Raw genomic sequence first — 16,022 nt, forward strand, 5'->3', positions numbered from 1 at the left:
TAATGTCTGAGCAAGTTTCTGCAAATGTGGATGTGAAACCGGAACAACCGGCTCCCGAAAAGAAAAAGGCCAAGAAGTCTTGGTTGCGTAAGATTAATCCGTTGCTTTGGGTAACGGTTGTCGTGCCGACTTTGTGTTCCGGTGTGTATTACGGACTATTTGCTTCTGATCAGTTCACATCCCAGTCCAGCTTTGTGGTGCGTTCTCCTAAGAGCCAGTCGTCCTTGAACGGCTTGGGTGCCATTTTGCAGGGGTCCGGTTTTTCTCGTTCTCAAGACGATATTTATACCGTGCAGGAATATATGCAATCGCGTTCGGCTTTGGACGCGTTGCGTAAGAAAATGCCCGTTCGTGATTTTTATGAAAAAGAAGGCGACATTTTCAGCCGTTTTAATGGTTTTGGCCTGCGTGGCGAGGATGAGGCGTTTTATCAATATTACCGCGATAAGGTATCCATCCATTTTGACTCTGTCTCAGGCATTTCCAATTTGAGCGTTACATCGTTCAATGCCGGTGAATCTCAAAAGATCAATGATGCTTTGCTCAAACAGGGTGAGGTATTGATCAACCAGCTGAACGAGCGTGCGCGTCAAGATACGATTCGTTATGCTCAGGAAGTGGTCAATTCTGCTGAAGAGAAAGTTAAAGAAGCTTCTGCCCAATTGACAAAATTCCGTGTGTCCAACGGTATTTTCGACTTGAAGGCGCAATCCGATGTGCAAATGGGTTTGGTGTCTAAATTGCAGGACGAGTTGATTGTCATTCAGACCCAGCTGGACCAGGTAAAAGCCGTTACGCCTGAAAACCCGCAAATTCCAGGTTTGATTGCGCGTGAGAAGAGCTTGCGTAAAGAAATCTCGCAACAAATGAAAGCGATTTCCGGCGGTGGCGAGGGTTCGTTGTCCAATCAGGCGGCAGAATATCAACGCGTGTATTTGGAAAACGAATTGGCCGAAAAACAATTGGCTGCGGCGATGACTTCTTTGGAAAGTGCAAAAGCGGAAGCAGATCGTCAGCAATTGTATTTGGAAGTGATTTCTCAACCGAACAAACCTGACTTGGCGCATGAGCCAAACCGTTTGTACAACATCGTGGCAACGTTTGTCATCGGTTTGATTGTCTATGGCATTGCCGTGTTGCTGTCTGCAAGTATCCGTGAGCATAAAAACTGATGAAAGAGCTACATAAAACATCGTTTTGGGAGTCGCTGCTTATCCAAAAAAGGGTAATCGGCGCACTCTTAATGCGTGAAATTATTACTCGCTACGGTCGTAATAACATTGGTTTTTTGTGGTTGTTTGTCGAACCTTTGCTGCTGACTTTGGTTATGGTGTTGATGTGGAAATTCTTCCGCATGAACAACGTGTCAGCTTTGAATATCGTGGCTTTCACGCTGACAGGCTATCCGATGATGATGATGTGGCGTAATGCTTCCAATCGCGCCATTGGTTCGATTGCGGCCAACACAAGCCTGCTGTATCACCGAAATGTACGCGTTTTAGATACCATTTTTGCGCGTATGTTGTTGGAGATTGCCGGTGCCACCATTGCGCAGGTCGTGATTATGTTCGCATTGGTCCTCATCGGCTGGATTGATGTACCGGCAGATATTTTCTATATGTTGTTGGCTTGGCTGCTGATGGCAATGTTTGCCGTTGGGTTGGGGCTGGTCATCTGTTCGGTGGCGTTTCATTTTGAGCCGTTTGGCAAAGTTTGGAGTACCATCAGTTTTGTGATGATGCCTTTGTCCGGCGTGTTTTTCTTCGTACACAACCTGCCTCAGCAGTTGCAACACTATGTACTGATGCTTCCGATGGTGCATGGTACAGAAATGTTCCGTGCCGGATATTTTGGTAACAGCGTCACGACTTACGAAAATCCTTGGTATATTTTGTTGTGTAATTTAGTTTTGCTGCTGCTTGGTTTGGCGATGGTGGCGAGATTCAGCAAAGGGGTTGAGCCGCAATGATTTCAGTTGAACACGTTTCCAAACGCTATCTGACCCGCCAAGGTTGGCGGACAGTCTTGCACGATATCAACTTCAAAATGGAGAAGGGCGAGAAAATCGGTATTCTCGGCCGCAATGGTGCAGGTAAATCGACGCTTATTCGTTTGATCAGTGGCGTTGAGCCGCCGACCACGGGCGAAATCAAGCGGACGATGAGTATTTCTTGGCCTTTGGCATTCTCCGGTGCGTTTCAAGGCAGTCTGACCGGTATGGACAATTTGCGTTTCATCTGCCGGATTTACAATGTCGATATCGATTATGTGAAGAACTTTACCGAAGAGTTTTCCGAGCTGGGTCAATATCTTTACGAGCCGGTTAAGCGTTATTCTTCAGGTATGAAGGCGCGTTTGGCATTTGCTTTGTCGTTGGCGGTAGAATTTGACTGCTATCTGATTGACGAAGTGATTGCGGTTGGCGATTCGCGCTTTGCCGATAAATGTAAGTACGAGTTGTTTGAAAAGCGTAAAGACCGTTCCATCATTTTGGTGTCGCACAGCCACAGCGCCATGAAGCAGTATTGCGATAATGCGATGGTGTTGGAAAAAGGACATATGTACCAGTTTGAAGACATGGACAAAGCCTACGAATATTATAATTCGCTGCCTTAAAGCGATTGTTTTTTAAATCAGGCCGTCTGAAATTTCAGACGGCCTGTCCGTTGGAATTCTATTGATGAACATTACTCAAATTCTTTCTCAAGAACTTTCGGCTACAGCCGCTCAAATTAACGCCGCTATCGAGCTTTTAGACGACGGTGCGACCGTGCCGTTTATCGCGCGTTACCGTAAAGAAGCCACAGGCGGGCTGGACGACACGCAGTTGCGCCAGCTTGCCGAGCGGCTGCAATACCTGCGCGAGTTGGAAGAGCGCAAAGCCGTTGTTTTAAAAAGCATTGAAGAGCAAGGCAAGCTTTCAGACGACCTCAGGGCGCAAATCGAAGCCGCCGACAACAAAACCGCGCTGGAAGACCTGTATCTGCCCTACAAACCCAAACGCCGCACTAAGGCGCAAATCGCGCGCGAACACGGTTTGCAGCCGCTGGCGGACGTGTTGCTTGCCGAGCAGCCGCAGGACGTGGAAGCCGCTGCGCAAGGCTACCTGAACGAAAACGTCCCCGACACCAAAGCCGCGCTGGACGGCGCGCGCGCGATTCTGATGGAGCAGTTTGCCGAAGACGCGGAACTCATCGGCACGCTGCGCGACAAACTGTGGAACGAAGCCGAAATCCACGCACAAGTCGTTGAAGGCAAAGAAACCGAAGGCGAAAAATTCAGCGATTATTTCGACCACCGCGAACCCGTCCGCGCCATGCCCAGCCACCGCGTGCTGGCGGTTTTGCGCGGCCGCAACGAAGGCGTATTGAACATCGCGCTCAAATACCAGCCCGACGACACGCCGATTACGCAGCAAAGCGAATACGAGCAAATCATCGCCCGCCGCTTCAAGGTTTCAGACGGCCACAAATGGCTGCGCGACACCGTGCGCCTGACTTGGCGCGCGAAAATCTTTTTGTCGCTGGAACTCGAAGCCTTAGGCCGTCTGAAAGAAGCCGCCGACACCGACGCAATTACCGTGTTCGCCCGCAATCTCAAAGACTTGCTGCTTGCCGCGCCCGCCGGACGGCTGACCACTTTGGGTCTCGACCCCGGCTACCGCAACGGCGTGAAATGCGCCGTGGTGGACGACACGGGCAAGCTGCTGGATACCGTCATCGTCTATTTGCATCAAGAAAACAATATGTTAGCAACACTGTCGCGCCTGATTAAGCAGCACGGCGTGAAGCTCATCGCCATCGGCAACGGCACCGCCAGCCGCGAAACCGACAAAATCGCAGGCGAACTGGTGCGCGGAATGCCGGAAATGGGGCTGCACAAAATCGTCGTGTCCGAAGCCGGCGCGTCGATTTATTCCGCATCCGAACTGGCGGCGCGCGAGTTTCCCGACTTGGACGTTTCCCTGCGCGGCGCAGTGTCCATCGCCCGCAGGCTGCAAGACCCGCTTGCCGAATTGGTCAAAATCGACCCCAAATCCATCGGCGTTGGCCAGTATCAGCACGACGTGAACCAAAGCCAGCTCGCCAAATCGCTGGACGCGGTGGTCGAAGACTGCGTGAACGCCGTCGGCGTGGACGTGAACACCGCCTCTGCCCCGCTCTTGGCGCGGATTTCCGGTTTGAATCAAACCCTTGCCCAAAACATCGTTGCCTACCGTGATGAAAACGGCGCGTTCGACAGCCGCAAAAGATTGCTGAAAGTGCCGCGTTTGGGCGAAAAAACCTTCGAGCAGGCGGCAGGCTTTTTGCGGATTAACGGCGGCAAAGAGCCGCTGGACACAAGCGCCGTCCACCCCGAAGCCTATCCCGTCGTCGCCAAAATGCTGGCGCAACAAGGTATTACCGCCGCCGAACTCATCGGCAACCGCGAGCGCGTGAAGCAAATCAAAGCGTCCGACTTCATCGACGAACGCTTCGGCCTGCCGACCATTCTGGACATCCTGTCCGAACTGGAAAAACCCGGCCGCGACCCACGCGGCGAGTTTCAGACGGCCTCCTTCGCCGAAGGCATCCACGAAATCAGCGACTTGCAAGTCGGCATGATACTCGAAGGCGTGGTCTCCAACGTCGCCAACTTCGGCGCGTTCGTAGACATCGGCGTCCATCAGGATGGCTTGGTGCACATCTCCGCTTTGTCCAATAAATTCGTCCAAGACCCGCGCGAAGTGGTGAAAGCCGGCGAAGTGGTGAAAGTGAAAGTGCTGGAAGTCGACGCCGCACGCAAACGCATCGCGCTGACTATGCGTTTGGATGACGAACCGGGCGGCTCAGCCAAAGGCAACAGGCCGTCTGAAACCCGACATCAGGAACGCCGCGACCGTAAACCCCAACGCAACGACCGCGCCCCGACCAATTCGGCGATGGCGGATGCGTTTGCGAGGTTGAAGCGGTAAGGTAGAAAACCAATTGAAGGTCGTCTGAGAAGTGATGTTCAGACGGCCTTTATCGTATGGGGCGAATTAGATAATTGGTGGAATGGATATAGTGCTGCGTCTATTGAATCTTACCGATACATTTTGTAGTAGGCACATGCAAACAAGCGTATAGTTCCAAATATTACAAACCCATCATCACAACCTTAGGAGTTCAAACCATGAAACCTGTTTTGTTTGCCGCGCTGATTTCCTGTTTCTCCGTTGCGGCTTATGCGGCTTGTACCGACAGCCAGCAGCAGTGCGTGATTTATAAAAACGGTAATGTTGCGACAGAAGGCGGCTGTACAGTCAATAAGTGTCAGAATGCTGATGCGCAAGTGTTGAAATGGAAGCTGAAAAACGGCAAAGGTGTAACCGTGGAAATCGGAAAAAACGGTAAGGTTTTGGTGAACAAGAAACCGGGTGCGAAAGCGAACAACAGCAATGCGTCAGGCATGGGTTTGACATGCTATGCCGCCGATGCGGACAAACGCGAACAGTTCTGCTCGACCAATTATTGATTGGATTGTTGCTTTGATTAAAGGCCGTCTGAAAAGTGTTTCAGATGGCCTTGATGTTTATCCTTCCGATATTTTTTCATTGAGAAAGTCGATAAAGCTGCGCACTTTCGCGCTGAGGAATGCCCTGTCGACATAAGTGGCATTCAGTTGGTCTGTCCAGATGGTGTAATCGGGCAGGAGTTGGACCAATGTGCCGTCCTTCAATTCCTGCTGGACCGCCCAAAGGGGCTGATAGCCTATGCCTGCACCTGCTTTAATCAGCTCGCGTATCATCAGCGTGTTGTCGCTGCGGATAACGGGGGAGAGGTGGAGAATGGCTTTTTCTCCGGTGTGGCGGTGGGTAATTTCCCAGTCTTGTTGACTGGTATAGGAAGGTAGAATCGCTTGATGCTGCATGACGGCTTCGGGTGTATCGGGTGTGCCGTGTTGGGCAAGGTAGTCGGGGGCGGCAAGTAGGACGAACTCAATTTTGGCCAGCGGTTTGACGATCAGCGAAGGGGAGGGGGTTTTGGAAACGCGTAAGGCGAGGTCGAAACCTTCGGCGATGAGGTCGATATGGCGGTTGTCGAGGACGAGGTCGAGCGTGACTTTGGGATAACGCTGGCGGTATTCTGCCAACCATGCGCTCATATTGCCACCTGCAAACCACAAGGGCATGGTAACGCGCAACATACCTTGCGGCGTGTCGGTGCCGCCTGCCGCTTTTTGGGCGGCGGTGTCCAAGGTATCCAGCGCGTAGCTGCATTGGCGGTAGTATTCTTCGCCTGCTTCGGTCAGGTGGAGATTACGGCTGTTGCGGTGTAAGAGCTTGGCTTGAATGGTGTTTTCCAGATGGCTGACGTGTTTGCTGGCCATGGCGGTGGAGATGTCGAGCTGATCGGCGGCACGGGTAAAACTGCCGCTTTGAACAACTTGGCGGAAAACTTTTAGGCTGAATAGGGTGTCCATGATTTCTTATTAGGAAACGTTGTATCAATAATTCGAGTATATATCTCTTACTGGGAATTATCTATATTGCACTTATTGAAATTGCTCCCTACCTCTTTCAGGTAGCCATTAAAATAAGGATTATGAAGATGTCAGCCCTCAAATCATTTCAACCTGTTGTATTGTCTGTCTTGCGCATTGTGACGGCATATCTGTTTTTGCTGCATGGCACGGCCAAGTTTTTCAGTTTTCCGATGTCCATGGGCGGCGCGCCTGAAGGCTTGATGCTGGTGGCCGGTATTTTGGAAATTGTCGGCGGTATCTTATTGATATTGGGATTGTTCACCCGTCCGGCCGCGTTTGTTTTGTCCGGTCAGATGGCAGTCGCCTACTTTATGGCGCACGCGTCTTCTGGTAATGTTTTGTTTCCATTGGCCAACCAGGGTGAATCTGCCGTTTTGTTCTGCTTCGTGTTTTTGTACCTGGCAGTAGCCGGCGGTGGAGCGTGGGCTTTGGATAACGTTTTTGGTAAAGATAAAGATTAATTTAAGGAAAAGATCATGACTTATTCTGTTTTGCAACAAGCTGCTGAAACCCGTCGTTCTATCTATGCATTGAACAACACCCTGCCTCTGCCCAATGAGGAAGTAACCAAAATCATCGAACACGCCGTTTTGCATACGCCGTCTTCTTTTAATTCGCAATCTGCCCGAGTGGTCGTATTGTTTGGCGAAGAACATACCAAAGTGTGGCATTTTGTCGAAGAAGCTTTGCGTGCGGTTGTCCCTGCTGAGCAGTTTGAAGCCACTGCACAAAAACTGAACTTGTTTAAAGCAGGCGCGGCGACAGTTTTGTTCTTTGAAGATCAAGATGTTGTCAAAGGCTTGCAAGAGCAGTTCCCATCTTATGCGGCCAATTTCCCGATCTGGGCGGATCAGGCAAATGCCATGGTTCAATATGCCGTGTGGACAACATTGGCGGCTGCCGGTATCGGCGCCAATCTGCAACACTACAATCCGCTGCCTGATGCGGCCATCGCCAAAGAATGGAACCTGCCGGAAAGCTGGTTATTGCGTGCGCAAATGGTGATTGGCGGTATCGCGGCTCCTGCCGGCGAAAAAACCTTCCAACCGATCGAAGGCCGTCTGAAAGTATTCGGCGCATAAATGAAATGATGTTTTAAATAAAGGGTGTTTTTTGAAATACCAAAATTAAAAAGGCCGTCTGAAAACAGTTTCAGACGGCCTTTTATCTATGCCATGAAATCAACCGCGGCGCCAAGTTGTACCGCCGGCATTGTCTTCCAGAATGATTTTGTGTTCGTTCAGAAGGTCGCGGATACGGTCGGATTCCGCCCAGTTTTTATCCGCGCGTGCCTGTTTGCGGCGGGCGATCAAATCGTCGATTTCCTCGTTGGACAGACCGTCTGAAACGGCACCGCCTTGCAGGAACTCGGTCGGATCGCGTTGCAGCAGGCCGATGATGCCGCCCAAAGCTTTCAGGCAGCCGGCGAGGTGTGCATCATTGGTTTTGTTCACTTCGCCTGCCAGTTCGAACAGTACGGCAACGGCTTCGACCGTACCAAAATCGTCGTTCATGGCGGCGTAGAAGCGACGGGTGTAGTCATTTGCGTTTTCGGACAATTTGAACGCGGCGGCAGGGGTGTTTTTCAGCGTGGTGTACAGGCGTGTCAGCGCGCCTTTTGCGTCGTCCAAATGCGCGTCGGAGTAATTCAGCGGGCTGCGGTAGTGGGCGCGCAGGATGAAGAAACGCACGACTTCGGGGTCGTATTGTTTCAACACTTCGCGGATGGTGAAGAAGTTGCCCAGCGATTTGGACATTTTTTCGCCGTCCACACGGATAAAGCCGTTGTGCAGCCAGTATTTGACGTGGCTGGCAATGCTTTGACCGTGGTGGGCTTGCGCGTGGTCATGGCCGCAGGTATGTCCTGTCGCGCCGACACTTTGGGCGATTTCGTTTTCGTGGTGCGGGAACTGCAAATCCGCGCCGCCACCGTGAATATCGAAAGTATCGCCGAACAGGTTTTCACTCATGGCGGAGCATTCGATGTGCCAACCCGGACGACCATTGCCCCACGGGCTTTCCCATGCCGGTTCGCCTGCTTTGGCGGCTTTCCACAACACAAAATCAAGCGGATCACGTTTGAAACCGTCCACTTCCACGCGCTCGCCTGCGCGCAGGTCGTCCAACGATTTACCCGATAATTGTCCGTAAGCGGCAAACTCGCGCACGGCGTAGTAAACGTCGCCGTTTGCAGCAGGATATGCCTTGCCATTTTGAATCAGGGTTTCAATCATGGCAATCATTTGCGGAATGTTTTCCGTCGCCTTCGGCTCGATGTCGGGACGCAACACGCCCAAAGCATCGGCATCTTCGTGCATAGCCTGAATGAAACGCGCGGTCAGTTCGCCGATGGTCTCGCCGTTTTCAGCCGCACGGGCAATGATTTTGTCGTCGATGTCGGTAATGTTACGCACATAAGTGAGCGGATAACCGCACTCGCGCAGCCAGCGGGCAATCATGTCGAATACAACCATCACTCGGGCATGGCCTAAGTGGCAGTAGTCGTAAACAGTCATGCCGCAAACGTACATACGCACGTTTTTAGGGTCGATGGGGGAGAAGGGTTCTTTTTGACGGGTAAGGGTGTTGTAGATGGTGGTCATGGTGTTTGGTATTGGATAAAAAAGTTATGCATTAGGGCATTAGAAGTATGCTTTATTGAAATGGGAAAAACAGATAATTTATTGTTTCTTTGTTGGTAATGTGATTTTTTCAGTCGGCACATTATGCTTTTGTGCATATTCGCACGCAATAGCATGTGATTTTTTTTTCAATGATAATGGTAGTTTAGATTCTGTTAGCGTAGAGTTACCTCTGAGTAAAGGTTGCTCATATTGCGTAGCTAATCCTCCTAAAGAGGTTAGCTGTGGTTGTTGGCAATCTTCGATAATCATATGGGAAGATAAAGAATGGATTTTTCCTCCCTTATTAAAATGCGTAATAACTATTCCACTTAGATAAACAACTGTTTTATTGTTTGGTAGAGTGAGTACGGATTTTTCTAGGCTTTCCGAGAGTAAATATGCAGGTAGATTGTCATGTGTATCAATCAGTATCCAGTTTTTGGGCGTTACAAAAGTATCGCCGTTGGCTTGATATGAATTTGTTTGTGAGATAGTTGAGCAAGCAGCTAATAAAGTTATCGGAATAAAAATAGAAATTTTGTTTAACATAGTTTTCCTTTGTTAAATGGCTTGGGCTGTTATACCTCATTAAGTAATCTTTTTGTATCTTACGATACGGTTGATATGTTTTCAGACGGCCTTTCTATCCAACAGGCCGTCTGAAAACATTTATTCTGCTTTAAACACGCTCATATCCGTTTTAGGTTGCTGCTCGACAATTTCGGCTTTTGCGGCTGCCTGCTCCGCTTCGGCTTTCTCCGCTTCGATGCGTTTTTTCTCGGTCAGGTATTGGTTGATTTGGTGTACCAATTCCTGCGTGCCTTGGTGGGTCAGGGCACTGATTTGGAAGAGGCGCGGGGTTTCCATGTCGAATTGGAAGCGGTCGTCTGGTTTGGGGTAATCCCAGCCGATGGCTTCGAGGAAGGCGGCGGTACGCGTTTGGGCTTCTTCTTCATCGAGCATATCGAGTTTGTTCAGCACCAGCCAGCGCGGTTTGTCGTAGAGTTCTTCGTCGTATTTGCGCAGTTCGTTGATGATGGCGAGGGCTTCTTCGGCGGGGTTGACGGTTTCGTCGAAGGGTGCCAAATCGACGACGTGCAGCAGCAGGCCGGTACGTGATAAGTGTTTGAGGAAGCGGTGGCCGAGGCCTGCGCCTTCTGCCGCGCCTTCAATCAGGCCGGGGATATCGGCCATGACGAAGCTGTGGTTTTCGTCGATGCGCACGACGCCCAAGTTTGGATGCAGGGTGGTGAAGGGGTAGTTGGCGATTTTGGGGCGTGCGGCGGATACGGCGGTAATCAGGGTGGATTTGCCGGCGTTGGGCATGCCTAACAAGCCGACATCGGCAAGGACTTTAAGCTCGAGTTGTAGGGAACGGGTTTCGCCTTCTTCGCCGGGCGTGGATTGTTTGGGCGCGCGGTTGACGGAGGATTTGAAGTGGATATTGCCCAAGCCACCTTTGCCGCCTTTGGCGAGGCAGACGCGCTGTCCGTGATAAGTCAGGTCGGCGACGATTTCGTCAGTGTCGAGGTCGCGGATGAGGGTGCCGACGGGCATTTTGAGGACGATGTCGTCCGCCCCTGCGCCGTAGCGGTCGGAGCCGTGGCCTTTTTCGCCGTTTTTGGCTTGGTAGCGTTTGACGAAGCGGTATTCGACGAGGGTGTTGGTGTTTTCGTCGGCTTCTGCCCAAACGCTGCCGCCTTTGCCGCCGTCGCCGCCGTCAGGGCCGCCGCGCGGTATGAATTTTTCGCGGCGGAAACTGGTTGCGCCATTACCGCCTTTGCCTGCGGCGACTTCGATTTTTGCTTCGTCGATGAATTTCATGATGTTCTCTTATGGGTATTCGGTTGTTTCAGACGGCCTTTGTTAATAGAGGAGCTTGGTGTCTGAACGGATAAAATGTTGCTTATTATAAAGGATATTTCGGTTTTAGGCCGTCTGAAATATGGTTTCAGACGGCCTTGGATTTATTGGGCGAGGGCTTGGTCGATTTCTTGATAGAGTTGGGAGAAATTGGGTTCGCCAACGTAGGTTTTGAGGATGTTACCGTTTTTGTCGATCAGGACGGAAGTCGGGTAAACCTGTGTGCCAAAGGCTTTTGCGGCAGTTTTGTCGACATCGTACATGACGGTGAAAGGAAGGCCGTATTCTTTGACGTATTGATGGACGCTTTCAATGGGGTCGATGGGTTGGGCAATGCCGAGGACTTGGAAGTTTTTGCCTTGATAATCTTGGGCGGTTTTGATGATTTTAGGCATTTCGCTCACGCAGCCGGGGCAGGAGGGAAACCAGAAGTTAATGAGGGTAACTTTGTCTTTCAAATCGGCATTGGTAATGGTTTTGCCTTGCAGGTCGGGCAGGGCGAAATCAGGGGCGGCTTTGTTGCTGGGGATAAGGACGAAGGTAAGAAGCGCGCCAATCGTGGCAACGACAAGGAGTGTGAGTATTTTTTTCATGATTCGAGATTTTGAATGGCGTGTGCTAAGGTTTGGGGAACGCTGATGCTGCGGCCGCTTTCGCTGCTGACGGGCATAAGGGTAACTTCGGCTTCGATGGCGGCTTTGCCGTTGGGCAGGGTCGCGGTTTGGCTGAGGATGATGTGGCGTGTGCCAATGTCTTTCAGACGGCCTGTAAAGGTCAAGACATCGCCTTCAAGCGACGGGCGGCGATAGCGGATGTCAATGCGTGCAACAACGAGCATGATGTCTTTGAGTTCGGACAGAAGGTCATGCTCTTGAAAAAACGTCCAGCGCGCTTCTTCGAGAAATTCGAGATAGCGCGCATTGTTGACGTGGCCGTAGCCGTCGAGGTGGTAGTTGCGGACGGTCAGTTTCATCAGTTGAGATTGATGGGTTGGAACTCTTCGCGTGCGATTGGTTCGTGTTCGAGGTCGGTAATTACGGTGGAGAGTTGGATGTCGAACCATTCGTTGAAAATGTCGGCGTCCAAATCCGGCCATTCGCTTTCGTCTTCGCACCAGTCGGCCAATTCGGCAGCAAAAATGTCTTCAAAACGTGCTTCGATTTCGTCCCATACTTCGTCGGCGGTTTCACACGGGCGAACGAGGTAGGAATTGGCATCGGCTTGGATATCTTCAAGCGTCAGGCCGTCCAAGTGATTGCCGGGCAGGGATTTCAGCCAGTTCCAAAAAGGATCGAGGGGGATAAGCAGGAAGACGCTGCGGTTGACTTCGTACATGGTGTTTTCCTTGGTTTCTGTATAGTTGAATGATATAGCAAAGGTGGTGGACTGGCTATCTTTTGGGGGATAAAGGCCGTCTGAAAAAATACAATATAAGGTATAGCCAGATAGGGTTTGTTTCCTAAATCTGTTGTGTAAACAACACGGTTATTTTCTGTATCTATATGGTATGAGGAGAAAATATCAAGTTTTGAATATAACTTTGATAGTTTCGGAAAGGGTGTAGGTTTGGTTGATTGTATGTGCGATTAGCGAATAGTTTTTATGAGTCAGAGGCTGAAGCAAAATTGAAAGGTGAAGATAAATATTGGGTTAAATGAATATTTATTCAAATAAGATTTATATGTAATAATGACGGAGAGGAAATATCCTATTATAATCCATCCCTTATCTTTTTCGAGAAAACTCTACTATGAAGCCTATTACAACAGGGGTAATCATCTTTATTGGAAGTGCCATCAGCGCAATCCTATTATACTTTTTTGGCCAAAATCTTGGCATTACGTCGACTATTGCAAAAATTGTGGTCTGGGCATGTGTATCAATTGTGATCTCATTGATACTCCTTACTCCTTTGATTACGAGATTTTTTTGGGCTAGGAGCTCCGATAAATACTCCGGTTTGAAACATTTAAATCCTGAAGATTTAAGTGGGGATAATGGAGAGTCTTCAACTCTGATTGGTATAGCGGAACGTTGGGAGCAGCTACGCCATATTTACTTATTGACTAGACAATATAAAAAACATCGTAAGCCTTGGATTTTCGTTGTAACCCAAGAACCAATGCTCTTGGATAGAGTTTTGCCTAATATTCGCCCGCAACTTTGGGTAGAAACGGCTTCTGCGATTTGGATAGATGCTCAGGCAATGGAACCTGCGAATGGTTGGCAGTATCTGAGGGGTGTGGGAAAACGTCCTGCAGAAGGTATTGTTGAGCTTCAAGGAGAGTTTTCAGTTCAGGAAAATACCGCTCAACTGCTTGAGTTAATGAAGAAACTTGGCTGGAAACTTCCAATTAATCAAGTTCATTTTGTAAATGATGCCAATGAAATGCCATCAGCAGTCAGTCATGCTTTGAAATATGGTTCAACGGTATCTTCAGCAGAGTTGATGAAAGAGTTGGATCAATTTGCTAATCGGTTGGCAGCTGTGGGCACACGATTGATTGAAGCAGATTTAGAACAAACACCCATTGCGAAATTGTCCGCCAAACTGCCGTCACAAACTCAGGCTTTGGCTGATTATATTGTTGCAGAAAAGCGGGGACTGGGAAAACTGGATACTGTTGCAGGTATTTCTTTTATTCAATCAAATCAACCTGAACAATCAGGAGATTTGATTTTCCGTGCATTCAATGATTTATCTGTTTTGGGTTCCGGAAAGAAACTGCGTTTTTCTAAAACGGAAAAAATTTATTTGGGCTTAAGCGCAGTTGCCTTGCTTGTCGGTGGTGCATTTGCAGTCAGTGCATATAGCAGTTATCAAGAAATCAGCCGTTTGAAGACCGATTTTGAGAGCGTACAGAAAGTAAAATCTCGTGCTGAGAAAGTAGCTACACTTATTCGATTGCAACAAGATATTACAGATTTGGAGTCTCATCGAAGCTTCTCACAATATGCGGTTAAGTTTTTGGGGTATGAGCATCGACAAGAGCTCTTAGCTGTTGCTTACCGTAAATATAATAATTTGGCAAAAGATGTTATCAGCCGTCCTGCTACTGTATTCTTTGAGAACAAGTTAGATGAATTGGTAATGTTGGAAGGCAGAATTCCTGATGACTTTGAACTTCAGGATAGTGCTTATCAAGATTTGAAAGCATATTTGATGCTGACATCTCATGTTGAGAAAACAAAAGGCACAAAAGATGCGGAATTCTTAGTAACCAAGTTGACACAGATGTTGACAACGCAAAATGTAGCGGAAAAAGATGCGCAAACATTGGCACAGTTTTTTGTGTCGCGTATGTCACAAAAAAATAATTTGGCAGAGCCCGAACAAACTGAATTGGTATCAAGAAGTCGTCAGGTCTTGGTGGATTGGATCAATCGTGACCAAGGCAGTGAGCAATTGTATAAACGCATTATTCAGGGTACGAATGCCAAATTGCAAAACATCACCTTAGACAAATTGCTTAATAAGGATTTGAAAGGTATTTGGAATGTTGGAAAACCTTTGCCGCGTATATATACGGTTGAGGGTTGGGAAAAATATATTAAGCCGGGATTAGAACAGGCAATTAAAGACAGCAAGAGCAATGATTGGGTATTGGGCGGTAATGTGTACCAAGCTTCGGTAACAGAAGCGGCAATCAATAGCCTGAAAGAACGCTACTTTAAGGAATATGCTACCGCTTGGTATAACATGATGAACAGCATTACATGGCAACCGAGAACAACCAGCTTGGATGCAGTTAATCAGCTTCACGTCTATGCGGATCCTCAACGTTCGCCATTGGTGGCATTATTTAATGCAGTGAAAGAAAGCAGTCAGCTGGATAGCAAGAAAGTTGATGTCAATCCTGCTGTTGCAGATGCAGCAAAACGTGTAGCCGCAAGACAACTGTCTACTCGTTCGCGTAAGGTTGCAGATGCGGTATTGAATTCTCAATCTGAAAATATTAATGCTTTGGAAGATAAGGTAAATGATTATCTAGCAGGGCCGTTGGAAGCAGAATTTGAAACACTGTTGCAATTGATTGATGCACAAATTAATCCAAAGAGTGATTTGAGTCTGCAGCGCTACCTTGAACGTGTAACTACTGTGAAGCAGCGGTTGATTCAAATGACGGCATCCTCTGATACTGGAGGTGCGGCAAGAACAGCCGTGCAAGGTGTTTTAAACGGTGGTGATAATGAGTTCCTCGACGGCATACAGTACGCACGTTTGATTGAGGCCGGTGTGGGTGACAGATTGTTGCCGTTTGCACGAAATGTTTTTGTATTGCCGTTTAATTCCGTATGGGATTCAATTGCCGGTGTTGCTCAAAAAGACATCAATAATTTGTGGGCAAGCAATTTTGTCAATCCTATGCAGTCTGAACTGGGTGGCAGATATCCATTTGCTCGATCAGAAATCGAAGTTTCGATTCCGGTATTGGCAAAATATTTGGATGTTAACAAAGGTGCACTTAATCAGTTTGTCACAACCCAATTGGCAGGTGTTTTAACCAAACAGGGTAACCAATGGATTGTTGCGCCCGGAAGTGAACTGAAAGTTAATCCGGGATTGCTGCAACAATTGAATAAATTGAGTGCTATTTCTGAAGACTTCTTTGTTAACGGAGAGGGTGGTTATAGCTTTGAGCTGAAGCCGACATCTACTCAAGGTATTGTTCAGTATGATTTAATTATCGACGGCCAGTCTTTAGATTATTTCAACCAACAAACAGAGTGGAAGACATTCAAATGGCCTGGAGATGTCAGCAATGCCGGTCTTCGCATTTCTTGGGAAACTGAGGCAGAAGGTATGCGTAAGACTCAAGAAATTAGTGGTCGCTTCGGTTTTATCCGTATGCTTGAAAAATCTAGGGTTACACCGATTGACAGTGGCACTTATTTAGTCGAATTCCCATTGGAAAAAGACAAATTGATGAGGTTCTATATGAGAACTAATTCCGGTAAAGGACCTTTGGGATTGTTGGAACTGAAGAATATCCATCTGCCGAATAAGATTTTTGAGGTTAAATAATC

Annotated in this window: 15 protein-coding genes; 8 read left to right on the forward strand and 7 right to left on the reverse strand. The window is 48.6% G+C overall.

The window, feature by feature from the left end:
• Nucleotides 1–2: 2 nt before the first annotated feature.
• From ACTHUG_RS00900 to ACTHUG_RS00920, 5 genes are all read left to right on the forward strand, one after another.
• Complete coding sequence (locus ACTHUG_RS00900; protein ID WP_440385935.1) at nt 3–1,172, forward strand: capsule biosynthesis protein; 1,170 nt, start codon at nt 3–5, stop codon at nt 1,170–1,172.
• On the forward strand, nt 1,172–1,969 hold the full coding sequence (locus ACTHUG_RS00905) for an ABC transporter permease (RefSeq protein ID WP_049349336.1): 798 nt from the start codon (nt 1,172–1,174) through the stop codon (nt 1,967–1,969). Before ACTHUG_RS00900 ends, ACTHUG_RS00905 begins: the two co-directional genes overlap by 1 nt.
• The gene (locus ACTHUG_RS00910; protein ID WP_003747991.1) at nt 1,966–2,616 is read left to right on the forward strand and encodes an ABC transporter ATP-binding protein; all 651 of its coding nucleotides are present in this window, start codon (nt 1,966–1,968) and stop codon (nt 2,614–2,616) included. Before ACTHUG_RS00905 ends, ACTHUG_RS00910 begins: the two co-directional genes overlap by 4 nt.
• Nucleotides 2,617–2,680: 64 nt before the next feature.
• Nucleotides 2,681–4,954 carry a Tex family protein gene (locus ACTHUG_RS00915; RefSeq protein ID WP_440385936.1) on the forward strand — a complete coding sequence of 758 codons (2,274 nt, stop codon included), beginning with the start codon at nt 2,681–2,683 and terminating at the stop codon, nt 4,952–4,954.
• A gap of 200 nt (nt 4,955–5,154) precedes the next feature.
• Nucleotides 5,155–5,496 (forward strand): hypothetical protein, encoded by a 342-nt coding sequence (locus ACTHUG_RS00920; protein WP_049329464.1) that lies wholly within the window; start codon nt 5,155–5,157, stop codon nt 5,494–5,496.
• Nucleotides 5,497–5,553: 57 nt separating this feature from the next.
• On the opposite strand, the gene ACTHUG_RS00925 is transcribed toward ACTHUG_RS00920, so the two are convergent.
• On the reverse strand, nt 5,554–6,444 hold the full coding sequence (locus tag ACTHUG_RS00925) for a LysR family transcriptional regulator (protein ID WP_440385937.1): 891 nt from the start codon (nt 6,442–6,444) through the stop codon (nt 5,554–5,556).
• A 128-nt stretch (nt 6,445–6,572) separates the two neighbouring features.
• Between ACTHUG_RS00925 and ACTHUG_RS00930 the strand changes: the two genes are divergently transcribed.
• A complete protein-coding gene (locus tag ACTHUG_RS00930; protein WP_036492177.1) occupies nt 6,573–6,968 on the forward strand; it encodes a DoxX family protein in 396 nt (131 codons plus the stop codon).
• A gap of 15 nt (nt 6,969–6,983) precedes the next feature.
• Nucleotides 6,984–7,589 (forward strand): nitroreductase family protein, encoded by a 606-nt coding sequence (locus tag ACTHUG_RS00935; RefSeq protein WP_440385938.1) that lies wholly within the window; start codon nt 6,984–6,986, stop codon nt 7,587–7,589.
• 99 nt (nt 7,590–7,688) lie between these two features.
• Here the strand turns inward: ACTHUG_RS00935 and cysS are convergent, their stop codons facing one another.
• The 6 genes from cysS to ACTHUG_RS00965 form a co-directional block, all read right to left on the reverse strand.
• Nucleotides 7,689–9,110 (reverse strand): cysteine--tRNA ligase, encoded by a 1,422-nt coding sequence (gene cysS, locus ACTHUG_RS00940; RefSeq protein WP_440385939.1) that lies wholly within the window; start codon nt 9,108–9,110, stop codon nt 7,689–7,691.
• Between the two features lie 78 nt (nt 9,111–9,188).
• Nucleotides 9,189–9,680 (reverse strand): hypothetical protein, encoded by a 492-nt coding sequence (locus ACTHUG_RS00945; protein ID WP_440385940.1) that lies wholly within the window; start codon nt 9,678–9,680, stop codon nt 9,189–9,191.
• Between the two features lie 120 nt (nt 9,681–9,800).
• Complete coding sequence (gene obgE, locus ACTHUG_RS00950) at nt 9,801–10,955, reverse strand: GTPase ObgE (RefSeq protein WP_440385941.1); 1,155 nt, start codon at nt 10,953–10,955, stop codon at nt 9,801–9,803.
• A gap of 143 nt (nt 10,956–11,098) precedes the next feature.
• Complete coding sequence (locus tag ACTHUG_RS00955) at nt 11,099–11,587, reverse strand: peroxiredoxin family protein (RefSeq protein WP_440385942.1); 489 nt, start codon at nt 11,585–11,587, stop codon at nt 11,099–11,101.
• Nucleotides 11,584–11,967, reverse strand: coding sequence for an acyl-CoA thioesterase (locus ACTHUG_RS00960; protein WP_440385943.1), 384 nt, complete (start codon nt 11,965–11,967; stop codon nt 11,584–11,586). The genes ACTHUG_RS00955 and ACTHUG_RS00960 overlap by 4 nt, the downstream gene beginning before the upstream one ends.
• Nucleotides 11,967–12,329: a hypothetical protein gene (locus tag ACTHUG_RS00965; RefSeq protein WP_003681812.1), complete on the reverse strand. Its 363-nt coding sequence runs from the start codon at nt 12,327–12,329 to the stop codon at nt 11,967–11,969. The genes ACTHUG_RS00960 and ACTHUG_RS00965 overlap by 1 nt, the downstream gene beginning before the upstream one ends.
• A 415-nt stretch (nt 12,330–12,744) precedes the next feature.
• Here ACTHUG_RS00965 and ACTHUG_RS00970 point away from each other — a divergent pair, with 415 nt between their 5' ends.
• The gene (locus ACTHUG_RS00970) at nt 12,745–16,020 is read left to right on the forward strand and encodes an ImcF-related family protein (RefSeq protein ID WP_440385944.1); all 3,276 of its coding nucleotides are present in this window, start codon (nt 12,745–12,747) and stop codon (nt 16,018–16,020) included.
• Nucleotides 16,021–16,022: the final 2 nt, after the last annotated feature.

Source organism: Neisseria sp. P0022.S009, assembly GCF_051956675.1.
Lineage (GTDB): Bacteria > Pseudomonadota > Gammaproteobacteria > Burkholderiales > Neisseriaceae > Neisseria.

Coding starts and splice junctions, on each gene's coding strand:
- ACTHUG_RS00945 (WP_440385940.1), bottom strand. CDS start 9,680: ATGTTAAACAAAATTTCTATTTTTATTCCGATAACTTTATTAGCTGCT.
- ACTHUG_RS00910 (WP_003747991.1), top strand. CDS start 1,966: ATGATTTCAGTTGAACACGTTTCCAAACGCTATCTGACCCGCCAAGGT.
- ACTHUG_RS00915 (WP_440385936.1), top strand. CDS start 2,681: ATGAACATTACTCAAATTCTTTCTCAAGAACTTTCGGCTACAGCCGCT.
- ACTHUG_RS00925 (WP_440385937.1), bottom strand. CDS start 6,444: ATGGACACCCTATTCAGCCTAAAAGTTTTCCGCCAAGTTGTTCAAAGC.
- ACTHUG_RS00965 (WP_003681812.1), bottom strand. CDS start 12,329: ATGTACGAAGTCAACCGCAGCGTCTTCCTGCTTATCCCCCTCGATCCT.
- obgE (WP_440385941.1), bottom strand. CDS start 10,955: ATGAAATTCATCGACGAAGCAAAAATCGAAGTCGCCGCAGGCAAAGGC.
- ACTHUG_RS00920 (WP_049329464.1), top strand. CDS start 5,155: ATGAAACCTGTTTTGTTTGCCGCGCTGATTTCCTGTTTCTCCGTTGCG.
- ACTHUG_RS00900 (WP_440385935.1), top strand. CDS start 3: ATGTCTGAGCAAGTTTCTGCAAATGTGGATGTGAAACCGGAACAACCG.
- ACTHUG_RS00955 (WP_440385942.1), bottom strand. CDS start 11,587: ATGAAAAAAATACTCACACTCCTTGTCGTTGCCACGATTGGCGCGCTT.
- cysS (WP_440385939.1), bottom strand. CDS start 9,110: ATGACCACCATCTACAACACCCTTACCCGTCAAAAAGAACCCTTCTCC.
- ACTHUG_RS00935 (WP_440385938.1), top strand. CDS start 6,984: ATGACTTATTCTGTTTTGCAACAAGCTGCTGAAACCCGTCGTTCTATC.
- ACTHUG_RS00960 (WP_440385943.1), bottom strand. CDS start 11,967: ATGAAACTGACCGTCCGCAACTACCACCTCGACGGCTACGGCCACGTC.
- ACTHUG_RS00970 (WP_440385944.1), top strand. CDS start 12,745: ATGAAGCCTATTACAACAGGGGTAATCATCTTTATTGGAAGTGCCATC.
- ACTHUG_RS00905 (WP_049349336.1), top strand. CDS start 1,172: ATGAAAGAGCTACATAAAACATCGTTTTGGGAGTCGCTGCTTATCCAA.
- ACTHUG_RS00930 (WP_036492177.1), top strand. CDS start 6,573: ATGTCAGCCCTCAAATCATTTCAACCTGTTGTATTGTCTGTCTTGCGC.